The organism is Vibrio injensis (assembly GCF_001895205.1).
Classification (GTDB): Bacteria; Pseudomonadota; Gammaproteobacteria; order Enterobacterales; family Vibrionaceae; genus Vibrio; species Vibrio injensis.
On the sequence record NZ_BDJF01000020.1, the window covers coordinates 24,113 to 42,298 of the forward strand.

Sequence of the window (18,186 nt, forward strand, 5' to 3'; positions counted from 1 at the left end):
ATCAAGTAGCAAAATAAATATCTAACTTTCAGAGAAAAACTACGCCATCGCGCTAGCTCTTCGGTAAAAAGTGAGGGAAAAACTTTGATAATTCATCCCAATGGAGGTAATAAAACGTTACCGCAGCCATAGTCATCAATAACATCAACATTACAGCAACGCGCCAAATAAAACGCCCGCTACGTGGAGCCAGCTCTTTTTCACACTGAACACAGGTGATAAAAAATGCTTTTCTATCCGGCAAATGAAAATGATCTTCATGGACAATTTTATTGCGAATCGTGGCTATGTATCTCAGTTTTTCAATAATATCATGCGGTAGCCGCTCCTCGCAGCTCGAAATAAGCTGATGCAGCCCTTTACCTTGAGCGTGATAACGCTGACGCAATAAGGTTTCTAATCTTCTCGTTCGTAATACGACTTGTTCTATCTCGGACATGTCTGCCTCCTTGCTTATCCCCTTACTACTTGAAGCTGCAGCGGGTTGGCTACGTTAACCTATCTGCAACTCCAAGTGGTTTGGATATACACTACCACGATCTCATTGTTACTGATCGTCAAGCGCAGCACGACTGAATTGTCATGCCAGAAAAAATCCCACCACCAAAGTGTGAACCCAACCGAAAAATCTTGTTGTTCAATGCTGGGTTAATCACGCAATTTCGTTTTACTGCCCCTAAAGTCAACCACTTCGGTAAAATCAGTCTTCACTCTTTGACTATTATCGACATCCGTTATGGGCTTAGTTCAGCGGTTTTCTGGAGAATATGATGTCACCCTCTCTATTACTTATCGTCACTATACTCATCCTTTTATTGGTTGGCTTATGGTTCTTCAGTCGTTTTTTTCGTCAACATTTTCAAGGTGAAAATGCCCCTGAACGTACCGCCTTAGTCACCGTTTTAGACAAACAAATCGTGGTTATAGATAACCCACTTCCCGACCAAGAGGAACAAGAATATTGGATTTATGTCCAAAAAGGGACATTGGGCCCGAAACGAGAATTTCAAATTGGCCCGCATTACTACCACGCTTTAAATCCAGGCGATCAAGGCATATTGACCTACCAAGGACGAAAATTTCTCCACTTTGCTTTGAAAATTTAAGGTAGCAACCAACGTGTAGCTGTCGACCGAGATAAAGCATAACTAGTGAGTAATGCCCCCGCACCACTCAATAGTACCCAAAGTGGGATTACCCATAAGGGATGACCGTCATACCATGCGTAGGTTTTCATTGGCCATAGAAAAATCGGATGCAATAAATAAATGCCTAAGCTGTGCTGGCTGATGATCACCACCCAACGCTGTACTGCATTTGGTAATTGTTCAGCTAATGAGCGACACAACACAAAGACCATGATCGCCGCAGCAACGACATTAAGCGTTTTATACGATAACCAACGCCCAACCGTATACCGCCCGTGTGTCAGACTCAATTCCAGTACCGCTTGGACCGTCATATACAGTGCAAACGAGCCCAGAATTATGACGAATAATAGACTAAAAGACGATAGCCGCAGCTTTTGGTACAGCAGGTAACCTAGAGGCAAATAACCGCTATAGAGCCAAATCTCATGACTCCATGGCCCGTCAATACCGAATAAGTACAAGCCTGTTGTCATTAACCATATCGTCACCAAACTGTACCAAAAGCCATCATCGACTCGATTGACTAACCAATGTAAACAAGGAATAAGTAAATACAGCGGGATAAAATAGTAAAAGAACCCTAAATGGTAATAGGTTTCTTGATGGGGACTATCCAACAGCGTTTGTTTTACAACATTGATATCAAATCCATGGCGACTCCATCCGCTTAAATAAGCGTAAAACAGCGACCAAATCACAAAGGGAACCACCACTTTGCCTAATCTTCGCTGAAGGTAATAGCGTAAATCAAATGGCCTAGGGTCGCTCAACATCAAGGCGCCAGAAATCATAATAAAAATCGGCACAGCCCAGCGACTAAGGCCATTAATCGTCACCGCACTGATCCATTGTGGATCAGGAATGGTCCCCATCATCTGCCGATAAGGCGCTAAGACATGGATCGCAATCACCGCAATAGCAGCAACACAACGCAACAAATCAAAAAAAATCACTCGCTTAGTCATAACATGCTCTAGAGGTGGTGAATAAGCAACAATCCCGCTTCCCCTAAAGCATAGACTGATGAATTTAGAGTTATCCCTAATAAGAATATAACCATAACAAATTGATTTAAAAGAGAGGTAAAAATAAAGCCAATCGTCTGTCAATGATGAGTTCATCAATCAATGCGCAACCCAGTTCCATCGGTTTAACCTATTAAAACAATACCCACAACCGACTTTCTTAACACCTCATCAGGCGATAGCATAGCTTCAACGTTTGCAAAACAGCAAAATCTTGTCATCGATTACCATCGATAGTTATAAAAAATTAATGAGGTGAGTGTATGAAAACCAATCTTATCGGCCTAGACAGTCATCAAAGCCAGCAACTCGCAGCATCGTTAAACCAATTACTGGCCAATTACCAAGTGCTGTATATGAATACTCGCGGCTACCATTGGAACATTAAAGGCAAAGCCTTTTTTGAGTTACACAGTAAATTTGAAGAGATTTACACCGACCTGCAAAGCAAAATTGATGAGTTAGCCGAACGTATCTTAACGCTTGGTGCTCAGCCTTTGCATAGTTTTAGTGCCTATTTACAAGCGGCTGAAATCGAAGAACACATCAATGCCACTGACGGTCAAACAACCATGCATGGTCTCGTCAACGGTTTTGGCGCTTTAATCAATCAACAACGCGCGATCCTCGCTTTTGCGGCTGAAGTCGGTGATGAAGGCACCAGCGCACAAATGGGTGACTACATTCGTGAGCAAGAAAAACTGGTTTGGATGCTTAACGCTTGGTTGCAATAAACCGAAGTCGCCTTTTAAACAAATAACAATTACTGAACCATTAAACTATCCATAAATAATCACCACCCTTTTGACCGGCGCTTATTCTCTCCCCAAAGACAAGGATGAATAAGCGTACGGTCTTTTTTATTGGCGGATCGAATTCATCAACACAGTGAATGGACGCTGCACCACTATTGCCGTGCCTTTAATACAAACGATTTGGTGTTGCAGGTAGGCATTGCAATTCTGGTTGACTGGCTTATGCTAGCCAAGTCGATTCTTTACAGACGGCACCTCATCATCCATAGATTAGATAAGCTCATGCCAAACTCTTATACTCAAGAAACCCATTTTCAACACGCGATGCAGCACGATATCACGCAATGTTGGCAATCTCGTCAGCAAGGTTATCACCTGACGCTTGATAATAAACGGCTCTATTGGTGTTCCCTCACCGCTGCACAGCACAATAAAGTGATTATCATTGTTAATGGCCGTATTGAATCAGCGTGTAAGTATCAAGAATTGTTTTATGACTTATTTCACCAAGGGTATGACGTTTACTCTTTTGATCATCGAGGCCAAGGACTGTCAGAGCGACTGATTGATGACCCACAAATGGGCTATGTGATGCAGTTTGATGATTATGTGCGTGATATGGATGAGCTTATTACGACATTTCGATTACAAAGCTACGCGCAGCGCTATCTGTTGGCCCATTCCATGGGTGGTGCCATTACCACACGCTACCTAGAAAGTTATCCAAACCACCCTTTTGATGCGGCTGTACTCAGCGCACCCATGCTGGGGATCAATATGCCTTGGCAACTGCGGCCGATCGCTCTGACACTAACCAAACTGCTCAGCGCCTCCTATGCAACTCCCCGTTACGCTCCCGGCTATGGGCCTTATCTGCCAAAACCTTTTGCTATCAACCAACTGACCCACAGCGCTGTTCGCTACCAATGGTTTCGTGATCTGTATGAACAACAGCCGCAACTGAAATTAGGGGGGCCAAGTGCACATTGGGTTTGGCAAAGCCTGCTGGCTATCAAACGTTGCTTTGCAGAGATGCAAAATATTCGTCTACCACTGTTATTACTGCAAGCGGGACAAGATACGATTGTCAGTAATCACGCTCAAACTCGCTTCATGACGCAATTAGCACGCAGCAATCCTCAAGCCAAGATCGAGATTATTGATGGTGCAAGGCATGAGTTACTGTTTGAAAGTGATCGTTACCGTACCCCAGTTCTCGATAAAATAATGGCTTTTTTTGCACAGCATGCCAATGGTGGCGAAAGCTCGCCAATAGAGGAAAATAACCATGCCTAGGTTTACCCTCTTTTGGACAATCATTTTCACTTACACTAGTCTGCCACAGTTATGTCTTGGCATTTTAGCAGTACAACGAGGGTTTTATGACCACTGAACAAACAACACCGGTACGTATCGTCGCTTCCGATCTCGATGGCACCTTGTTAGCGCCTAATCATCAATTAAGTGAAGTGACCAAGCAGACGCTGCAGGCTCTTCATCAACAAGGTTTTACCTTCGTATTTGCCACCGGGCGACACCATGTTGATGTTGCCGGTATTCGTGAAATTGCTGGTATTCCTGCTTATATGATCACCTCAAATGGCGCTCGTGTGCATGATCAGCATGACAAAGAACTGTACAGTAAAAATGTACCTGCAGATTTAGTCCAAGCGATCATCGATCTGGTTAAACACGATGACGATATTTATGTACATATTTATCGTGATGAAGATTGGTTACTCAATCGTGAAGATGAAGTATTACGTCATTTCCATGAAGACTCCGGTTTTACTTATCAAGTATTTGACGTTAATGCCGCGCCAAATCAAGGTGTCGCTAAAATCTTCTTTACTAATACCAAACAAGCTCATGAACAGCTCGTCCACTACGAAAACTTAATTAACCAACATTTCGCCGGACAACTGAGTGTCGCTTTCTCAACCCCTTGGTGTTTAGAAGTGATGGGAGCGGAGGTATCGAAAGGCGAAGCGTTGCAAGCGATTGCTCAATCTCTAGGCTTAACACTTGAACACTGTATCGCTTTTGGTGATGGCATGAACGATGTGGAAATGCTTTCAATGGCAGGTAAAGGATTAGTGATGGGAACGGCACATGAAAAAGTATTTCGCGCCTTACCTAATAACACCGTTATCGGCAGTCACGCTGATGACGCCGTCGCTCATTACCTACAGCAGCACTTGCTGAGCCATAACCAGCAATAACATCAACAAACCATATGCAGTCACACCAAAGGGGATAACTACGTCTAACAGTTGTCGTTAGCTTCCCCTTTATGCTGCACCTCTGATAAGAACAATCAATCGCGAATATTAACGAGTCATCCTGACTTAACCCTTTCTTGGTTGATGATGGCTTGCCATTCTGACTCACTGAGCGGCATGATCGACAACCGATTCCCCTTTTTCACCAAAGGTAATGCCGCCAGCTCCCGCACCTGTTTTAGCTCTGACAGTGGGATCACGCGCTGAGTTTTACGTACAAACGCAACATCAACCATCAACCAGCGCGGTGACTCTGGGTTCGATTTAGGGTCGAAATACTCACTGGTTGGATCAAACGCAAAATGATCGACATAAGCTTCCCGTACCACTTGAGCAATGCCCGCCACACCAATATTCTGACAAGATGAATGGTAAATCAGTACGTGATCACCTTCTTTTACCGCATCGCGTAACCAATTTCTTGCCTGATAATTGCGTACCCCTTCCCAAGGTGAAACCTTTTGTGTTCGTAAACTGTCAATAGAGAAGGTATCCGGTTCAGTTTTAAACAACCAATATGCCATAATAAAGCCCTATATTTTTGTATGTTCTGCCACGAGGAAGAGATAACATGAAGCAGCTAACAAGACCTGCCGCCCTTTTCGCGCTGCTTGCCATCCAAGCATGTTCATCAACGCCACCTGAGCAATCAGAGGTAACGCCAAACCCAGAGCGGACACAGGCGACACTCGATAATCCTGCCAGTATCAAAATGCAAACCTTTATTCTACGAGGTGAAGTCGTTCTTGGCCCAGATGTCAGCTCATTAACCCCTTGTGATAGCAATAACCAGTATTGGCTAGACTTATCACCTGAGCTCAAACAACAAGCGAGAGCTGTGGCTCATCAACCTTATCAAGCTCTTTATGGTGAAGTCATCGGTTATCTGACCCCACCGAGTCAAACAGGATTTAATGGTGATTATACCGCTCGCTTTGTCGTCCAGCAGATCAACCAACTGAGTTCGGAAAATCCTCAGCGCTGCCAGCATCCCCCACGTCCAACTCGCGCTTTTGGTACTGAGCCATTTTGGTCCATTCAGTTCACGCCTCAAGGACTAGAATTTCAGCCTTTAGGCGGTGATAAGCAACACTTTATGATTGAGAATAGCCAACTGTCGACCCAACAACGTCATTATCAATTTCCCGAAGGCAAGCTCAGTTTAGTACGCGCCGTTTGCTCCGATAATATGAGTGATACGCTTTACAGTTGGCGGTCGACCTTAACCTTATCCGCAACCACTTATCAAGGCTGTGCGACATTAAGTAACGTCGATACCACACAAACTTGGGCGGGTACCTATTTTGCGAGCGCCAGTGATCAACGCGGCTTTGGTGTCACGCTAGAACTGAACGCTGATCATAGTGCCATCACACGTTATCGTTATCTGAGTGGTGAACGGGAACTGGTTGAAAAAGGCTATTGGCAACAGCTGAATCCTAAGCAAGTACAAGTGGTCATGACCCACCATCAACAGCAATATTTACTATCAGAACGGATTTATACTCGTGATGGCTTCCAGTTGCATGCTGATAAAGAAAAAATTGGCCACCAAGTCTATCCAATCAGTGAGGGGGGACTGACGCTCTTTCAAGCAAAAAGCATCGCCGATCAGCAGACATCCCTCAATCAACGTAACTTAGATGACCATCCACAATCGATCTCTTCTCGTGGTGATTATGATGAGCAAGTTGACCAAGCGATCAAACGCTATTTTGCGTTGCACAAAACCGACCCGAGTCATATCCATTATCGCTGGTTGAAGTACGACTTAAATGGCAATCAAACACCAGAACTGCTCGTCCAACTGGATTGGTGCCAGCAAGAGCAATGCACCTTACTGATTTTCGAGCAAAAAGCCGGAGAGTGGCGTTTTAACAGCCGCATCAATCAGGTCGCTACGCCTTTTCAACTCGGTAAGCTGGCTCATCATGGTTGGCAAGATCTGATTTTAACTCTCAGACGTGATCCGCAAAGTCAGCATTACCAATTGTCTTATAATGGCATCAGTTATCCAGCCACCACTCGTGATGCTCAACCGGCGCAAACAACACAGATCAGCGGTGTCACACTGTTTGCCGATGGATTAGCACCCAAAAGTGGAGTGAAATTATAATGGCTTGCTTAGAATGTGGTCTCGAATGGCAGTGTCTGTGTTCGGTGGTTCCCAGCCTCAGCAGTCCATTGATCCTCTCATTACTGATGCATGAAAATGAATATCAACGCGAGACCAATACGGGTCGCTGGCTGACCAAAGCCCTGCCCGATTGCGCAGACTATCTCTGGCAGCGACGCACTCCACCACCAGCCTTACTCGATCGCATTAATGACCCAGATTATTATTCACTGCTCATCTACCCTAGTGAGCACAGTGAGCCTATCGAGCAGCATCTGCAACATGCACAAGATAACGGGCAAATCCCTCACTTTATTGTCTTAGATGGCACTTGGCAGGAGGCGAAAAAAATGCTGCGCAAAAGCGACTGGTTAAACCTACCCCATGCCCATTTAACAACCACACAGACGTCCCACTACCAGTTAAGACGTAATCAACAAACGGGACATTTATGCACTTTAGAGGTGGCCAGTGAATTGCTCAAGCACATCCACCAACCTCAGCAAGCTCAGGCATTAACTGATTTTCTCGACACGTTTATGAAAACCCTCCAGGCCGATAAAAGCGGCCATCGATTACGCGATCACTCGCTGACGTAAACGCACAGGCTGACCTAAATAAAAACCTTGCAAGTAATCAACCCCCATGTCTTCGCTTATCTGACAGACGGTTTGGTTATGGACAAATTCAGCCACCGTTTTGGCATTCAGCACTTGGCACAGCTTAACCAATTGCTGCGCAATTTTACGCTGCTTAATGTCTTGATCGATATTACAAATTAAGCTGCCGTCTAACTTAATGACTTGCGGCTCTAATTTAATAATCTCGTCAATATTCGAGTAACCACTGCCAAAATCGTCAACAATAATTCGCACGCCTAAACGCTTAAAGTGTTCGCATACCTCAATCATCTGACCATAATCTTTGATCTGTTCATTTTCGAGCACTTCTAACCCCACTCGAGAGGGATCAGCCAATGACTTCACCGCGGCCTCAAGACGCAATAACGTGCGTTCACTCATTAAATCTTGCGGAGAGAGATTAATTGAAAATGCTTCCTGGCGATCACGCATGATATCAAAGGTACTTTTTATCATTTGCCGACTTAGGCGCGTGTAAAGATGACTGCCTTCGATGATCGGTAAAAATCGTCCCGGTAGAATAATCTCCCCTTCGTCTTCAATACGCACCAAACACTCATAGGAAGCCAGTTGATGAGAATGAGCGTGAACGATCGGTTGGCCGTACACCAACACATTATTATCCAGAACCGCCCGGCTCACACACGATAACCAGCCCAATCGTTTTTGACGTAATTCATCTTGAGCACGTAATCGCGTTGCACTGCAAAAATGCCGATTACGCTGAAAGGCGTGCCGACGAGCTTCAATCGCGCGCAGCAATAAATCGTCCGCATCTTCAGCCGGAAACTCTTTACGACTGACTAATCCCGCGCACAACGAAACAGAAACATAATCCACTTCTGGTAAGCCATAAGGTTCAAAATTGACATGCTCAAGCTGCTCAACAAATTGTGAAAACAGGCGATGAATCTCTTCTTCATCGCGATCAGCACTAAACACGGTCGCCCACTCGCCAACACCAATCGCATACAATGAACTCAGGCCCGGTAGATGCTCAGTTAAGTACTCTTGAAAATGCCCAGTTAAATCAACCAATAACTGGTCACCAACTTGATAACCGTACTTCTCATTAATCTGATGGAAGTTGGTCAATTTTAGCGCGAGTAAGTGTTCACCGTTCACCATCTGCAATAACCGTTCACGCAATACCACACGATTGGCTAGGCCAGTACGTCGATCAACGCGATAACTAGCCGTGAGTAATGAGGCTTGATCTTGAATTTTCTTGCTTAAATCACGATTCATCTCGTCCAAATCATCTAACGCATTACGAATCAGACTGAATAACGGGGCAATTTCATCGTGTTTGGTAACATAAGCAGGGCTTAACGTAGCCTGAGCTGGCACGCCTTCACGTAGCGCAAGATAAGTCATACTGTGATGAAGCATGCGTTGTGACTGTCCGTCATGCCACAGTTCACCCGCTAAGTAGCCACCATGAGTGGCCACTTGGTTTTGTAAAGGCAGAAGTTCTTGGTTACCAGCAATAAAGTCCAAACGTGAAGTACAGCTATAGATAATCATTTGCTCAGCTTGGAACTCACGTAGCCGCTCAGCACCGATCGAGATTTGTTCTAAGGTTATCGATGGATGATCGAAACAAAAGCGCACCTCATCTCCTACCGATAATGGTGCGTTGAAAATCAAGCCGCCATCTTGTTCAGCAAGAGGAACGTAGACGTCTTGTAGCGTGACTTCACCTTTCAGCAGTGGGAAATGGCTCAACCTTTCCAGCGGCACCGATTGACCATTGCCTAAGTAACGGTCATACAATTGACGAACGGGTATATCATCGACTCGTTGTACCATGCAGCCAGTGGCAGCCGTGACCCGAAAGGTTCGCCCAACCGGATTCCACTCCGTGTAAGCCCCAGTTTGAACGTGTAAGCTCTCGCTATGCAAGGCAACACTCACCATCGCTTGATGATATAACTGTCGTCCCAATAATACCCACTGCCCTTGCTGGGTTTCGGTGGCTAATCCCCCAGCGACGACAATCCCCGGAGCAAAGGTATTCAAGGCATGAAAACGCGCCTTATCATCGATATGGGTTTGACTGATAAAGCACAACATTGCCTGAGAGTCGGACTGTAACTTCAAGCCATCAATCAACGCTTGAGTGTCTTTTCTTCCAGACAGGGAAAGGGTTTGTGCTGAGCAAGTGAGGTGAGTATTAGAAAAGTGACTGAAAATCAATAAAGTACCGTCGTGGTACAACTGTCCATCATGAATCATCGGCTCAGCGCTCAAACCGATTATCTTGGCCTCAGGATAAAGGGCCAATAACCTATCAACCCATGCTTGAACGCTTTCTATCGATTCACTCGACAGCAATTGGATCAACAATTGACCCGCCTTGGTCAAAGCGGGATGAATCGGTAATTCTGGAACGTCAGATTGTGCCGGAAAAAATAACGATGTTGTGAACATGTTCTCACTAACTCAGACTGCGAATACAACTTGTATCATTTGTGCAACTACGTTAATGATTAACCATGGAAATCACAATGTTTATTCAAGAAATCAATTGATTAAGTTGCTCTAGTCGATGAATTTCAATATCTGGCAAAACCGTTGCGCGAGAGTTTTCACGCAAAGTGAGACCTTGATCATTATACCAACACGATTGGAAACCATTTTGCTTCGCCCCTTGCACATCCGTCACCAAGTGATCGCCAACATGCAAAATCATTCGCGCTGGAAGCGCTAACCTGTGACTCGCTTTATCAAAAAGATCCGCGTAAGGTTTGGCTCGCCCATCGGCACCTGCCTTCAATACGCTCTGAAAATAATCACCTAAACCAATTTTCTCAACATCAACGTTACCATTAGTGATCGCAATCAGCGGCAGCTTTTCCGCTAGAGAGCTCAATACCTGATGCGTCATTAATGGTACATCGACCAAATTGCGTAAGCGTAATACTTCATGGATTGTCTCTTCTGCAACTTGTTGCGCCAAAGATACAGAGTAGCCTAACTGCACTAATCCTTGTCTTACCTGTTCAAAACGCCACTGCGTAACATCGTGACGCAGCCAAGGATCTTGCATCGCAACCTGCCGCTTGAGGCTTACCCACCATGCCTTAGGTTGGCTAGCAGTCAACGGATGTTGCTGATGCAACCATTGCGTCACCTGCTGCTCTAAATGCTCAATCACTGGGTGGTTATCATATAAGGTGTCATCCAAATCAAAGCTCATGGCTCGAATTGGTCCTAACTGACGGTAAAACAGCATCAACTACTCCTTGGCTTTCTTTTTTGCTCGTGGATGAGCTTGGTCATACACCTGAGCAAGATGTTGAAAATCAAGATGAGTATAAATTTGCGTGGTTGAAATGTTCTCATGGCCTAATAACTCTTGCACAGCACGCAAATTATTACTCGATTCCAACACATGAGTGGCAAAGGAATGACGCAATTTATGAGGGCTAATATGACTGGCTACCGACTGCTTATGTCCCCACTCTGCCATGCGCTTTTGTACGCTGCGATGAGAAATTCGACCACCAAGTTTAGAAATAAATAGCGCCACTTCATCGCCTTTCAATAGCGAACCACGAACTTTCAACCACTTACCAACCCACTCTTTGGCTTGCCCTGCAAAGGGTACTTTTCGTTCTTTATCGCCTTTACCGATCACTCGAATCTCGCCGCGGCTAAAACTGAGGTCTTTAAGATCAATCGCCACCAGCTCTGCCAAACGTAAACCAGCGCCATACATTAACTCCATCATCGCTCGATCACGAATCGACAATGGGTCATCATCGGTCACCTCAAGCAACTGAGCCATCTCGTCCACATCGAGATTCTTCGGTAATGGTCGCTGTTTTCGTGGTGCTGAGACGCCTTTGGCTGGATTAGCCGCCAGCTCACCACGTAAAATTAAAAAATCAAAAAAGCTACGTAAAGAGGATAAACGCGTCGCTAAACTGCTGGCCTTCATCCCATCACGCATTCCTTTACTGGCTAGCTGACGAACCCAAGCCGCATCGACGTGTTGCCACTCGCTCACGCCGAGATGATGAAGGTGTCCAGCCATGGCTTGTAGCTGCTGCTGATAATTACGCTGAGTATGCAAACTCAACCCCTTCTCACTGCGCAAGTACTCATAAAAGCGCAATAGTGGCTGAGCCAACGTGTTAGGTAATGCCGAATCTTGCTCACTCATGATGATCAGATTGCCAAGGCAACACCGTAATCAAGTGACTTAACAATAGCGCCAAATGACGCAAAAAAAGCGTATCCATACAAGGTTGAAAATGACCCCCATCGGGGCTAGAAAAGGCTAAAATCCCTTGCGCTGCATTCTGGCCAAGAGGCAATACGACATAAGAGCCCATTTCGGGTGCCGTGCACTGCTCACCAAGTAACAACCAGCGATCGGCTTGCCGCAATCGACCTAAATAGGCTTGTTTTCCATTAAAATGATTGGTTGAAAAGCGTTGTAATTGCTCTTGGCTGATACCGTATTCTGCCAGCCTTGCATCCACTAAACGTAGATAAGCGATTAACCCAAGTCGCTGAGCGGTCGTTTCAATCGCGCGACATACCGCTGATAAACAAGAACACTTTAATAACTGCTCTTGTAAGTCCATAAATTCATGGAAAGTGCGATCATTGTTCGCAGCAAGAGACATCAAAGCCGTGATCTCTTCTTCCAGCTCTTCAATCCGCTGTCGCTGACGAGCCATTTGAACATGCACCAAAGAAACCGCACCAGCTTGTGGATGCGGTAAGGATAAACGCTCCACCAATTGAGAACGGTGCTGGAAAAAATCAGGGTGATCAGTTAAATATTCAGCGACGACCTCTGCCGTCAGAGCTTCTACTTGTGGTTGTAACAAAACACATCCTTACTTTAGCAAGAAACTTGGCCATCAAACACATGGGTTGCCGGCCCTATCATATAGAGAGGCTGTCCCGGACCTTGCCAGCTGATCTCTAAACGACCACCGGGTAAATTAACCGTCACGGTATCATCCAACAGATCTTGCAGGATACCGACCGCAACAGCAGCACAAGCTCCACTACCGCACGCTTGAGTTTCACCAGCACCACGTTCGTAAACCCGCAGATTAATTTGCTGACGATTGACAACCTGCATAAATCCAGCATTTACACGCTCAGGAAAACGTTCATGCGACTCCAACAAAGGACCGATTCGTTCCACTTCTGCGGTAGCAATATCCTCGACAACAGTCACCACATGGGGATTGCCCATGCTAACCGCGCCACAAAACAGCGTCTGTTCATCGACACGCATAATGTACGTTTTTTCTGCTTGCTTAGCGCGAAATGGAATTTTGCTCGGCTCAAACTCAGGGATGCCCATGTTCACGCACACCTGATCATCCTCTTCAATGCTCAAGATGATTTTGCCTTTTTTAGTACTGACACTGAGACTGTACTTATTGGTTAAGCCTTTCATTCGTACAAAACGCGCAAAACAGCGTGCGCCATTGCCGCACTGCTCCACTTCACTACCATCAGCATTAAAAATCCGATAATGAAAATCGCTTTCTGGATCATACGGTGCTTCAACCACCAAAAGCTGATCAAATCCGACCCCAGTATGACGATTCGCCAAACGGCGAATCAGCTCAGGAGAAAAGAACACGTTTTGGGTAATACAGTCAACGACCATAAAATCATTGCCCAAACCGTGCATTTTAGAAAAATGGAAATGCATAAATGGTCACTTTACTCCGGCAAAATAGTTTCTAACGCCCAAAGGCTAGCCAACGATTCACGCTGACGAACAAGATGAATCTTATCGCCATCCACCATCACTTCTGCCGCTCGGGTTCGAGTATTGTAATTCGATGACATGGCAAACCCATACGCACCAGCAGAACGAACCGCCAACAAATCGCCTTGGGCCAACACTAACGGGCGATCTTTCCCTAAAAAGTCACCCGTTTCGCATACTGGACCAACCAAATCATAAATAATGGCTTCACCTGCACGCGGTGCAACAGGCACAATATCTTGCCAAGCTTGATAGAGTGCAGGACGCATCAAATCATTCATTGCTGCATCAATAATGGCAAAGTTTTTATGTTCTGTATGTTTTAAGAACTCAACCCGCGTTAATAACACTCCAGCATTAGCTGCAATGGCACGACCGGGTTCAAAAATCAGCTCTAAATGCGGATGCTTATGCAAACGAGCCAGCAGGGCTTTCGCGTAATCCCCCGGCTGAGGTGGACGCTCATCACGATAGACAACCCCCAAACCACCACCGACATCCAAATGCGCGATAGTGATCCCTTCAGCAGCCAATTGGTCAATCAACGCCAGTAGCCGATCGGTAGCATCAATGAATGGCTCAAGTGCCGTTAATTGAGATCCGATATGGCAGTCAATACCACGCACATGGATATGCTCTAGATTGTGCGCCAAACGATACACTTCCGGCGCACGCTCAAAGGCAATACCAAATTTATTGTCGCGCAGACCTGTCGAAATATAGGGGTGAGTATGCGCATCAACATCTGGGTTGATACGTAATGAGACAGGGGCTTTAACACCAAGCTCCCCAGCCACTTGATTTAATAGCAGTAGTTCAGGTTCCGACTCAACATTAAAACACTTAATCTGCAGTGTCAGTGCGCGTTTCATCTCTGCCGCAGTTTTGCCAACACCAGAAAAAACCACATTACTTGGGTTACCCCCAGCCGCTAATACACGTTCTAACTCGCCACCCGAGACAATATCAAATCCCGACCCTAGGCGAGCGAGGGTATTCAGTACGCCCAAATTGGAGTTCGCTTTCACCGCGTAACAGATCAAATGCGGGTGCGCACCAACAGATTGATCAAAAGCATGCCAATGACGCTCAAGTGTGGCTCTGGAATAAACGTATAACGGGGTGCCGTATTGCTCAGCTAACTGTGTGAGGGAGACGTTTTCTGCCCAAAGCTGACCATCTTCCTGATAATTAAAGTAATCCAAAATAATGTCCCTTAATCTAATGTCTTGAATTTACTGATTCTGTTCACTCGGTTGAGCACGATCAGGCGGATATAGCGGCCCCGTTTGTCCACACCCTGCTAACGCAAGAGCAGAGAACAAAAATAGAGTTGTGATGGCTGTTTTCATTTTGCATATCGTTATTATTGACTCAATGCTCTCTATAATCGCACCACAATCAGGAAAAGCAATAGCATAGACAGGATGAACGAAACTGAATTTCCGCTCCAGCTTGAGCATCAATCAAAATACAGCAGATAAATCACGGGGAATCGGTATCAGTTGGGCTATATTAGCTAAAAAATTATACTTAACCGACCAGAGCCGATTCGATGGGCAATGAATAACAAAAAGCTAGACATTCCAAATCCGTAGACATTGCTGATAGCAGAGCGAGAATCAACGTCAAGAGGACTAAGCGTTGATCACTTTTGAAGGGCGAGAATAAACCGAGGAGTCATTACGATAAGGCACAACGTAGCTTTCTCCTTCTTCAGGATGAATGATTTGATAATACTGTGGCAGGTTAAAGTTAATTAATTTAGCCGCGATCTGATTATCATCTTTCACTGACGTGTAGAAGCTATTAACACTGTTGATCATCTCGTCTTTTTCACCACTACACTGATGATACACCTCGATCCGATTCGCTTCATCGAGTACGTAAATATTAAAGCCCTGCTCGGTATCCTCAAAAAAGAACTGCACCAATCCTTCACTGGCAAAACCATCCACTACATCGGGCAGTTGATAATCTTGCTCACGATCCAACATCAGTAATGGTGAACCTTTGAGTTTATTACTGGATATGCTGCGATAAAAATCGACAGAGTTTTCTAAGCGTTGCACTGAAACGCCTCGCCGCTCAAAAAATAGGCCATACATCTGCTTACCAATCCGCATCGCTTTAAACCGACGGCGTTTCTCTTGCTCAACGGGCTTTAGGCGTAAATCGATGCACTCGGCCAGTAATTGATAAATCAAATTACGCATCACACCACGCAAATGCTTGCTGTAACAAAAGACATCCACCGACTCTGGAGGAATCGCATCTTGGTGCATCTTACCTAATACGGTTTTCAGAGCATCCAATATCGCGGTTTCGCCCTTAAAGTGCAGGGTGCGTACTTCTTGCCAAGAGTTGCGATATACCAAATCAACACTGCCAACCAAACACTGCTGCTGCTCAGAAAAACTGAAAATATCTAAACGCTTAACATCAACCTTAAGCGACTTACCAGTTAACTGAGTCGTTGGATCGTTTTCAAAATTGATGAACATCGCCAGTTGGCTAATTTCACAAGGACTCGCCAGCGCCGCCATGGTCGGGCGACGTTTATGCAATGAAAAGGTATTTCTTAAGTCGCTGACCATTTGATAAAACTTATCGAGGTCGAGATGCGCATCACGGACAACCGAATGCAAACGGGTCGATTCGGTAATCAAGCCATTAAAAAAAGACCAAGCAACCAGTTTACTTAAATATTCATGATGATCTAAACAGCGCTGACCAATCATCCGCTCGGCCAGTGGCGGCTGTTTATACAGATACCATCCTGAAGGGTTCGCTCGCCCCGAACGAACCTCGATAAAAGTCAGATCCGGCTCATGTAAATCTGGGGAGATCTGTGGATTAAGCAGCGTCACTTTGCCAGGCAGCACTTCAAACGCGGCATACAATTTACGCGCTAAAATAGAAATATCTTGTGGGCTGATCGCAGAAGTGATGTCATGACGACGCGCAAATTGAATCAAGTTACGGTAACTGAGCATCAACGCATCCAATAAGGCATGATGAACCGTTTTCACTTGCTCAACTTTCCAATGACGGCGGTTATCCAGTTGTTGAATCGTTGCCTCGTCCCATTGCCAATCTTGAACCATTTCAGTTAGGGCTTCTCGTCGCCAAGCAACAGATCCCGCCCCCGGTTCACGCGATAATTTCTCATGAGTTTTGAGATAAAAACAGCGACGAACTAAATCGAGTCGTGAACGGTCACCAATTCGCTCTAAATAGCGGGTGACTTTTTTCAACATCAAATAGTACGCATCCATCCCATACAGATCAGGCTCATGGGCAAAAAAACGTCGTTTAGTATCAATGCTGAGTAATTGAGTATGGGGATATTCCCAAGAGTAAGCTTCTAATAAAGTCGCTTTTAAGACCGACTTATACGGTGAGTCAATACTCTTATACAGTTGCCATAAATTGGCACCAAAATACTCTTCGGCAGGAATTCGGTTTAGGCGCCCAAAATCAATCCATTCACTGCAATCAATGTAGTGATTAGCACACAATAAATTGACGTATTCATCGTAACACTCCTCCATTTCCGGAGGTACGATTTGCCACAATAAGCGCTTACCCGCCAGACGAACCGCAGAACGATAGAATTCATCCAACAACAAAAGGTGTTGAGAAGAACCGCAGTTCTCACCGGTCATTTGATCCGATTGATTATGGCGAAAACGCTGTTCATCCATAATAAAGAAATTCGCTTCGACACCTTGGCTTTTTGCCCAATCGGTGATCAGCAAACATTTATTGCTTAATCGTTCACGCTGTTCGCAGCTCATGCTGGCCGCCACACATACCCAAATATCCAAATCACTTGAGGTACTTTGGCCAATCGATGACGTGCTACCCATAGTGTATAAGCCTAAAATACTCGGCTGACTAGGTACGGGCAGTGTTGCTCCCAAAGCCAATTGCGTATCATCGATTAATTGTTGCTGAATCGGATCTAGGTTAAAACACTCAATACCGTGTGGAACTTGCTGCTCAAAATAGCCGGGGATCAAAGGATGGTTGTAGTGCAGCAAAGCGGGGATCAGATGAAAAACACGCTGACCTTGTAAATCCATAAGCGCCAGCGCACGCTCAGTGCGTTGCCGGTTAAGATTATCTAATCGCTGAATTAAGGTTTTTGTGTAAGCCTGCAAGGTTGGTTCCTTGGTTGAAACATTAACGCCCGCTTTGGATATGTTTTGTACGACAGACTAAACAAAACGTGATCAATTTAACACTTTAAATCCGCTGGGTAAAGCCATCTGCACTCTCTATCATACTAAAGTCGTAATTGATTTACCAAATCAATACCCTAGGGCATAAACGCGGCAGTACTAGTCATTTACTGTCTATTTTACTCGATATCGCCACAAACACCACTCAACTTGAAGATCCTCTCTCGTCAGCAAAGCAAGACTAAGTGCGATCCCAACGAGAAGCCCATCACACTAT

General features: G+C 45.2%; 17 protein-coding genes. 6 read left to right on the forward strand and 11 right to left on the reverse strand.

Annotated features, from left to right (window positions below):
• Nucleotides 1-52: 52 nt before the first annotated feature.
• Nucleotides 53-439, reverse strand: a complete 387-nt coding sequence (locus BSR11_RS09445; RefSeq protein ID WP_072670164.1) for a DUF4145 domain-containing protein — start codon at nucleotides 437-439, stop codon at nucleotides 53-55.
• Nucleotides 440-770: 331 nt separating this feature from the next.
• Between BSR11_RS09445 and BSR11_RS09450 the strand changes: the two genes are divergently transcribed.
• A complete protein-coding gene (locus BSR11_RS09450; RefSeq protein WP_072670165.1) occupies nucleotides 771-1,106 on the forward strand; it encodes a DUF2500 domain-containing protein in 336 nt (111 codons plus the stop codon).
• On the opposite strand, the gene BSR11_RS09455 is transcribed toward BSR11_RS09450, so the two are convergent.
• Nucleotides 1,103-2,116 (reverse strand): acyltransferase, encoded by a 1,014-nt coding sequence (locus BSR11_RS09455; RefSeq protein WP_072670166.1) that lies wholly within the window; start codon nucleotides 2,114-2,116, stop codon nucleotides 1,103-1,105. The two genes, BSR11_RS09450 and BSR11_RS09455, sit on opposite strands and share 4 nt — an antisense overlap.
• A gap of 323 nt (nucleotides 2,117-2,439) precedes the next feature.
• Between BSR11_RS09455 and BSR11_RS09460 the strand changes: the two genes are divergently transcribed.
• The 3 genes from BSR11_RS09460 to BSR11_RS09470 all read left to right on the forward strand — a co-directional run bounded on the left by BSR11_RS09460 (nucleotide 2,440) and on the right by BSR11_RS09470 (nucleotide 5,153).
• Nucleotides 2,440-2,910, forward strand: coding sequence for a Dps family protein (locus BSR11_RS09460; protein ID WP_072670167.1), 471 nt, complete (start codon nucleotides 2,440-2,442; stop codon nucleotides 2,908-2,910).
• Nucleotides 2,911-3,213: 303 nt separating this feature from the next.
• Entirely contained in the window at nucleotides 3,214-4,227 is a 1,014-nt protein-coding gene (locus BSR11_RS09465; protein ID WP_072670168.1) for an alpha/beta fold hydrolase, read from the forward strand.
• 86 nt (nucleotides 4,228-4,313) lie between these two features.
• The gene (locus BSR11_RS09470; RefSeq protein ID WP_072670169.1) at nucleotides 4,314-5,153 is read left to right on the forward strand and encodes a Cof-type HAD-IIB family hydrolase; all 840 of its coding nucleotides are present in this window, start codon (nucleotides 4,314-4,316) and stop codon (nucleotides 5,151-5,153) included.
• Nucleotides 5,154-5,269: 116 nt separating this feature from the next.
• Here BSR11_RS09470 and BSR11_RS09475 read toward each other — a convergent pair whose 3' ends face one another.
• Entirely contained in the window at nucleotides 5,270-5,737 is a 468-nt protein-coding gene (locus BSR11_RS09475) for an EVE domain-containing protein (RefSeq protein WP_072670170.1), read from the reverse strand.
• A gap of 47 nt (nucleotides 5,738-5,784) precedes the next feature.
• On the opposite strand from BSR11_RS09475, the gene BSR11_RS09480 reads away from it, so the two are divergent.
• Entirely contained in the window at nucleotides 5,785-7,329 is a 1,545-nt protein-coding gene (locus BSR11_RS09480; protein ID WP_072670171.1) for a COG3650 family protein, read from the forward strand.
• Nucleotides 7,329-7,928: a tRNA-uridine aminocarboxypropyltransferase gene (locus tag BSR11_RS09485; RefSeq protein ID WP_072670172.1), complete on the forward strand. Its 600-nt coding sequence runs from the start codon at nucleotides 7,329-7,331 to the stop codon at nucleotides 7,926-7,928. Before BSR11_RS09480 ends, BSR11_RS09485 begins: the two co-directional genes overlap by 1 nt.
• On the opposite strand, the gene BSR11_RS09490 is transcribed toward BSR11_RS09485, so the two are convergent.
• The 8 genes from BSR11_RS09490 to BSR11_RS09525 all read right to left on the reverse strand — a co-directional run bounded on the left by BSR11_RS09490 (nucleotide 7,905) and on the right by BSR11_RS09525 (nucleotide 17,888).
• Nucleotides 7,905-10,403, reverse strand: coding sequence for a bifunctional diguanylate cyclase/phosphodiesterase (locus tag BSR11_RS09490; protein ID WP_072670173.1), 2,499 nt, complete (start codon nucleotides 10,401-10,403; stop codon nucleotides 7,905-7,907). The two genes, BSR11_RS09485 and BSR11_RS09490, sit on opposite strands and share 24 nt — an antisense overlap.
• 85 nt (nucleotides 10,404-10,488) lie before the next feature.
• On the reverse strand, nucleotides 10,489-11,208 hold the full coding sequence (yigB, locus tag BSR11_RS09495) for a 5-amino-6-(5-phospho-D-ribitylamino)uracil phosphatase YigB (protein ID WP_072670174.1): 720 nt from the start codon (nucleotides 11,206-11,208) through the stop codon (nucleotides 10,489-10,491).
• A 3-nt stretch (nucleotides 11,209-11,211) separates the two neighbouring features.
• Complete coding sequence (gene xerC, locus BSR11_RS09500) at nucleotides 11,212-12,141, reverse strand: tyrosine recombinase XerC (protein WP_072670175.1); 930 nt, start codon at nucleotides 12,139-12,141, stop codon at nucleotides 11,212-11,214.
• On the reverse strand, nucleotides 12,134-12,817 hold the full coding sequence (locus tag BSR11_RS09505; protein WP_072670176.1) for a DUF484 family protein: 684 nt from the start codon (nucleotides 12,815-12,817) through the stop codon (nucleotides 12,134-12,136). Before BSR11_RS09505 ends, xerC begins: the two co-directional genes overlap by 8 nt.
• A gap of 14 nt (nucleotides 12,818-12,831) precedes the next feature.
• Nucleotides 12,832-13,662 carry a diaminopimelate epimerase gene (dapF, locus tag BSR11_RS09510; RefSeq protein ID WP_072670177.1) on the reverse strand — a complete coding sequence of 277 codons (831 nt, stop codon included), beginning with the start codon at nucleotides 13,660-13,662 and terminating at the stop codon, nucleotides 12,832-12,834.
• Nucleotides 13,663-13,673: 11 nt separating this feature from the next.
• Entirely contained in the window at nucleotides 13,674-14,927 is a 1,254-nt protein-coding gene (gene lysA, locus BSR11_RS09515) for a diaminopimelate decarboxylase (RefSeq protein WP_072670178.1), read from the reverse strand.
• A 30-nt stretch (nucleotides 14,928-14,957) separates the two neighbouring features.
• The gene (lptM, locus tag BSR11_RS17645; RefSeq protein WP_419796212.1) at nucleotides 14,958-15,074 is read right to left on the reverse strand and encodes an LPS translocon maturation chaperone LptM; all 117 of its coding nucleotides are present in this window, start codon (nucleotides 15,072-15,074) and stop codon (nucleotides 14,958-14,960) included.
• A 285-nt stretch (nucleotides 15,075-15,359) separates the two neighbouring features.
• Nucleotides 15,360-17,888 carry a class I adenylate cyclase gene (locus BSR11_RS09525; RefSeq protein WP_072670180.1) on the reverse strand — a complete coding sequence of 843 codons (2,529 nt, stop codon included), beginning with the start codon at nucleotides 17,886-17,888 and terminating at the stop codon, nucleotides 15,360-15,362.
• Between the last annotated feature and the right edge of the window lie 298 nt (nucleotides 17,889-18,186).